4 protein-coding genes and 2 pseudogenes are annotated in these 4,481 nt (G+C 61.1%); 2 read left to right on the top strand and 4 right to left on the bottom strand.

The window, feature by feature from the left end; genetic code table 11:
- Both AUC71_RS13090 and gltA read left to right on the top strand, forming a co-directional pair.
- Window positions 1-261: pseudogene (locus tag AUC71_RS13090) on the top strand (glutamate--tRNA ligase); the annotation flags it as partial.
- Window positions 262-418: 157 nt separating this feature from the next.
- Window positions 419-1,735, top strand: a complete 1,317-nt coding sequence (gltA, locus tag AUC71_RS13085; protein ID WP_069624613.1) for a citrate synthase — start codon at window positions 419-421, stop codon at window positions 1,733-1,735.
- Window positions 1,736-1,765: 30 nt separating this feature from the next.
- Here the strand turns inward: gltA and AUC71_RS13080 are convergent, their stop codons facing one another.
- The 4 genes and pseudogenes from AUC71_RS13080 to AUC71_RS18020 form a co-directional block, all read right to left on the bottom strand.
- The gene (locus AUC71_RS13080) at window positions 1,766-2,629 is read right to left on the bottom strand and encodes an LpxI family protein (RefSeq protein ID WP_158007845.1); all 864 of its coding nucleotides are present in this window, start codon (window positions 2,627-2,629) and stop codon (window positions 1,766-1,768) included.
- A gap of 16 nt (window positions 2,630-2,645) precedes the next feature.
- A complete protein-coding gene (lpxA, locus tag AUC71_RS13075; protein ID WP_069624612.1) occupies window positions 2,646-3,452 on the bottom strand; it encodes an acyl-ACP--UDP-N-acetylglucosamine O-acyltransferase in 807 nt (268 codons plus the stop codon).
- Between the two features lie 11 nt (window positions 3,453-3,463).
- A complete protein-coding gene (gene fabZ / locus AUC71_RS13070) occupies window positions 3,464-3,955 on the bottom strand; it encodes a 3-hydroxyacyl-ACP dehydratase FabZ (RefSeq protein ID WP_069624614.1) in 492 nt (163 codons plus the stop codon).
- Window positions 3,956-3,986: 31 nt separating this feature from the next.
- Window positions 3,987-4,481 (bottom strand): annotated as a pseudogene (locus AUC71_RS18020) (UDP-3-O-(3-hydroxymyristoyl)glucosamine N-acyltransferase); the annotation flags it as partial.

Below are 4,481 nucleotides of genomic sequence, written 5' to 3'. Positions count from 1 at the left end.
GACGATGCGGGGCGTGAGACACTCGCGGCCCTTCTCCCCGCACTCCAGGCGGCCGAGCCGTGGACGCCGGAGACCCTTGAAGCATGTGTCCGGGACTTCGCCGCGGCGACCGAACGCAAGCTCGGCAAGGTCGCGCAACCCTTGCGGGCGGCGCTGACCGGGCGCTCGACATCCCCCGGTATCTTTGATGTGCTTGAAGTGCTCGGGCGCGAGGAGGCGCTGGCGCGCATTGCGGACCAAACGTCTCAGCCCAATGATTAACATTTAAGCAAGTATTCGTGTTGCGCTGCGGTAGATTCAACGCGATTATGCGGCAGTGCAAAAATCCATTCCGCGGACATGAAGCGTTGCCGGAAAGTTGCTATGGCTTTATCGCGCTCTGTCCCGTTCCCCATTTTGAGGGCCAGGAGGTTTTGAGATGAGTGTGGCAGAAGATATTCGCTCCGGCGAAACGGACGAGGCTTCCCTCACGCTGCGCGGTGCGCGGCATGATCTGCCAGTCCGGCGAGGCACGCTCGGGCCGGACGTGATCGATATCACGTCGCTTTATCAGGACACCGACTGTTTCACCTACGACCCCGGCTTCACCTCCACGGCAAGCTGCGAATCGAAGATCACCTATATCGACGGCGACAAGGGCATCCTGCTCTACCGCGGCTATCCCATCGATCAGCTCGCTGAGCACTGCACGTTCCTGGAGACGGCGTATCTGTTGCTCTACGGCGAACTGCCGACGGCCGAGCAATATGAGGCCTTCAAGGATCGCATCACGCGCCACACCATGGTGCATGAGCAGATGAACCGGTTCTTCACCGGGTTCCGCCGCGATGCGCATCCCATGGCCATTATGGTCGGCGTGGTCGGGGCCCTGTCGGCCTTCTATCACGACTCCATCGATATCCGGGATCCCGAGCAACGGGAGATGGCAAGTGTCCGCATGATCGCGAAGATGCCGACCATCGCGGCCATGGCCTACAAATATTCCGCTGGGCAGCCCTTCGTGTATCCGAAGAACGATCTCGATTACTCGGCAAACTTCTTGCGCATGTGCTTCGCCGTGCCGTGCGAGGAGTTCGAGGTCGATCCGGTTCTGACGCGCGCCATGCGGCGAATCTTCATCCTGCACGCTGACCACGAGCAGAATGCATCGACCTCGACGGTGCGGTTGGCCGGTTCATCAGGCGCGAACCCGTTTGCCTGCATCTCCGCCGGCATCGCTTGTCTTTGGGGCCCTGCTCATGGCGGCGCTAATGAAGCGGCGCTAACGATGCTCCAGGAGGTCGGCACGGTCGACCGTATTCCGGAGTACATTCAGCGCGCCAAAGACAAGAACGATCCCTTCCGGCTCATGGGCTTCGGCCACCGCGTCTATAAGAACTACGACCCGCGGGCCAAGATCATGCAGAAGACCTGCCACGAGGTGCTCGACGCGGTTGGGCACCACGACGATCCGATCCTCAAAGTAGCGCTGGAGCTGGAGAGGATCGCGCTTTCCGATGATTATTTCATCCAGAAAAAGCTCTATCCAAACATCGACTTCTACTCGGGCATCACATTGAAGGCCCTTGGCTTCCCGACAGACATGTTCACCGTGCTGTTCGCGATCGCGCGGACGGTTGGCTGGATTGCTCAGTGGAAGGAGATGATCGGCGACCCCTTGCAGCGCATCGGCCGGCCCCGTCAGCTCTATACGGGGCCAACCGAGCGGGCCTATGTGCCGATGAAGGACCGCTAGAGGCGGATCGTCTCTAGCGGGCAGACCGGTCTAGCCGTTTGCGTCCGCGCCGCTCCAGGGCTCTCCGACCAGAAACAGTTTATGCGCGTTGGCGGCCTTGATCGTCTCGGCGCGATCGGCCAACAGAACGTGCCCGGCGGCGACCGCGACTCCGGCCAAGCCCGCGGCGGCGGCTTTATGCATCGTCTCCGGACCGATCGTGGGCATGTCGATCCGCTCTTCCTGGCCTGGTTTCGGAGCCTTCACGAGCACGCCCGATTTTGTGCCATGAACGCGGCCCTGCAATCTCACCGCGGCGCAGCGTTCGAGCAGAGCATCGGTGCCCTCGGCAGCTTCGACCGCCAGCACATGACCTGGCCACCGTCGCCTGGCCGATGTCAAGATGTCCGAGAGTATGCACAACCTTGAACGCGGTCGCGATGTCCGCTCGGTCTTCGGCGGATGGGCCTTTCGTGGAAGCGTGCCTTCCGGCATCAGGAGCTCGGGCAGGACGTCCCCGGCGCCGCGCACGCGGTAGCCTTTATCTTCGAAGAAACGCACGATCCTCGACAGCAGGTAGTCGTCGCCGCCCTTCGCGAGGCTCAGTAGAAACGGTAGCGTCTTGATGGCGCCGAGATCGAAGCGGACATTGTCGAAGTCCGGACGATTGACCCCCCCGATGATGACGATATCGGTACAGTGATTATCGCTCAGGGCGCTGAAAAGCTTGCCGATCTCGCCCCACTTCATCCACGTGTGGGGAAAGCGTTCGATGGCCTCAGTCGCCTCGCCGCGAATCCCCACGATGTGCAATGGAATGCCGCTTGCGACCGCTGCCTCGGCGATGGCGCAGGGCAAGTCGCCGCGTCCTGCAATGATGCCGAGCGAGCCTGCGATGCTCTTCGTTCTCGGCACGGTGGGCGCCGCTCCGTCAGCGGCTTGGCGTTGCGACATTGTTCGGCACGCAGAATGACCTGTCGGAGTCGCTCTTGATGAAGTCGATGATCTGTTTGGCGAGCTGGTTCGCGGAGAACATGCTTTCGACGTCCTCGAGCCGCTCCTTCAGCGTTCCCTCGGTGGCGAACAGCATACGATAAGCCTTGCGCAGCTCATGGATTTGCTCTCGGTGAAAGCCTTTGCGTTTCAGGCCCACGATGTTGAGTCCGTTCAGATTGGCACGGTTGCCCACCGCCATGCCGTACGGAATGAGATCGGCCGCCACTCCCGACATTCCCCCCACGAAGGAATAGGCTCCGATGCGCACGAACTGATGGACCGCGGACAGGCCGCCGATGATCGCCCCATCGCCCACCGAGACGTGGCCGCCAAGAGTGACGCCGTTGACGAGCGTGACGTTGTCGCCGATCTGGCAGTCATGGGCGATGTGAGCCCCGATCATCAGGAAACAGTTGGCACCCACCTGTGTTTCCATGTGGCCGCTCTTGGTGCCGCGATGAACGGTCACGTGCTCGCGGACGAGCGTATTGGGACCGACGGTGAGCGCGCTGGGTTCGTCCGCATACTTTATGTCTTGCGGCGCGAGGCCGAGCGAGGCGAAGGGAAATACTTTACAGCCTGCGCCGACCGTGGTCCGGCCTTCTACAACCACATGGGCGTGAAGAACCACATTGTCTCCCAACTCGACGTCGGGGCCGACGACACAATAGGGTCCGATCTTTACATCCGTGCCAATTTTTGCGCGTGGGTCGACCTGCGCGGTCACATGAATATTGGGCATGAAACTTTTGGCTACTCGATACTATCGACGATTACGGCGCTGACCTCTGCTTCGGCAACCAGGTTGCCGTCGACGAGTGCCTGGGCCCGGAAGCGCCAGACGCGACCGCGATTGCGCATCTTCTGAACGTGGTAGTGGACGGTGTCCCCAGGAATAACGGGACGGCGAAAGCGCGCTTTATCGATTGCCATGAAGTAGACGAGCGGCGGTTCCTCGAACGCATCGATGAAGCGCATGCACAGCGCGCCGGCGGTCTGCGCCATGCCTTCGATGAGGAGCACACCGGGCATCACAGGATTGCCCGGGAAATGTCCCTGGAAATACGGCTCATTCGCTGTGACGTTCTTGATGCCGGTTGCCGAGCGATCTCCATCCATGTCGACGATGCGATCGACAAGCAGGAAGGGATAGCGATGCGGCAGAAGCTTCATGATGTCGGCGGTCTCCATGCTATTGGAGGTTTCCGCCGTATCAGGCTTCGATGTTGACCCGCTCTCGTTCATACGGACCGGCTCCTTCGATGCGGATTTCCGGCTACGCGCCTTCTCCGCCGTCTCCTTGATCAACTTTCACATCCTTGCGTTCGGCGAGTTGCCGCAGCACGGTCAGTTCCCTGAACCACAGCCGGACCGGCTTGGCCGGAGTGCCGCCCCAGCGCGCGCCTGCGGGCACATCGCCCCGGACGTTGCTGCTCGCGGCGATCTGGCGCCTGCGCCGATCTTGAGATGGCCTACGAGACCCACCTGGCCGCCGAGGGCAACGAAGTCACCGAGTTCGGAACTGCCCGAAATACCTGTTTGGGACACGACAATGCAATGCCTTCCGATGATGACGTTGTGCCCGATTTGCACAAGATTATCAATTTTCGTCCCCTCGCCGATAATCGTATCCCGGAGGCTCCGCGATCGACTGTCGAATTTGCGCCGATTTCGACGTCATCTTGGACCACGACCCGGCCAATCTGAGGGACTTTGAGGTGGCCGGTCTTGCCCATGGCGAAGCCGAATCCGTCCTGGCCGATGGCGACGC

Source organism: Methyloceanibacter marginalis, from assembly GCF_001723295.1.
GTDB classification, from domain to species: Bacteria; Pseudomonadota; Alphaproteobacteria; order Rhizobiales; family Methyloligellaceae; genus Methyloceanibacter; species Methyloceanibacter marginalis.
This window is presented reverse-complemented; position numbering and strand designations above follow the sequence as displayed.

Excerpts from the sequence above, each read along its gene's own strand:
- gltA (WP_069624613.1), top strand. The coding sequence starts at position 419 with ATGAGTGTGGCAGAAGATATTCGCTCCGGCGAAACGGACGAGGCTTCC.
- lpxA (WP_069624612.1), bottom strand. The coding sequence starts at position 3,452 with ATGCCCAATATTCATGTGACCGCGCAGGTCGACCCACGCGCAAAAATT.
- fabZ (WP_069624614.1), bottom strand. The coding sequence starts at position 3,955 with ATGAACGAGAGCGGGTCAACATCGAAGCCTGATACGGCGGAAACCTCC.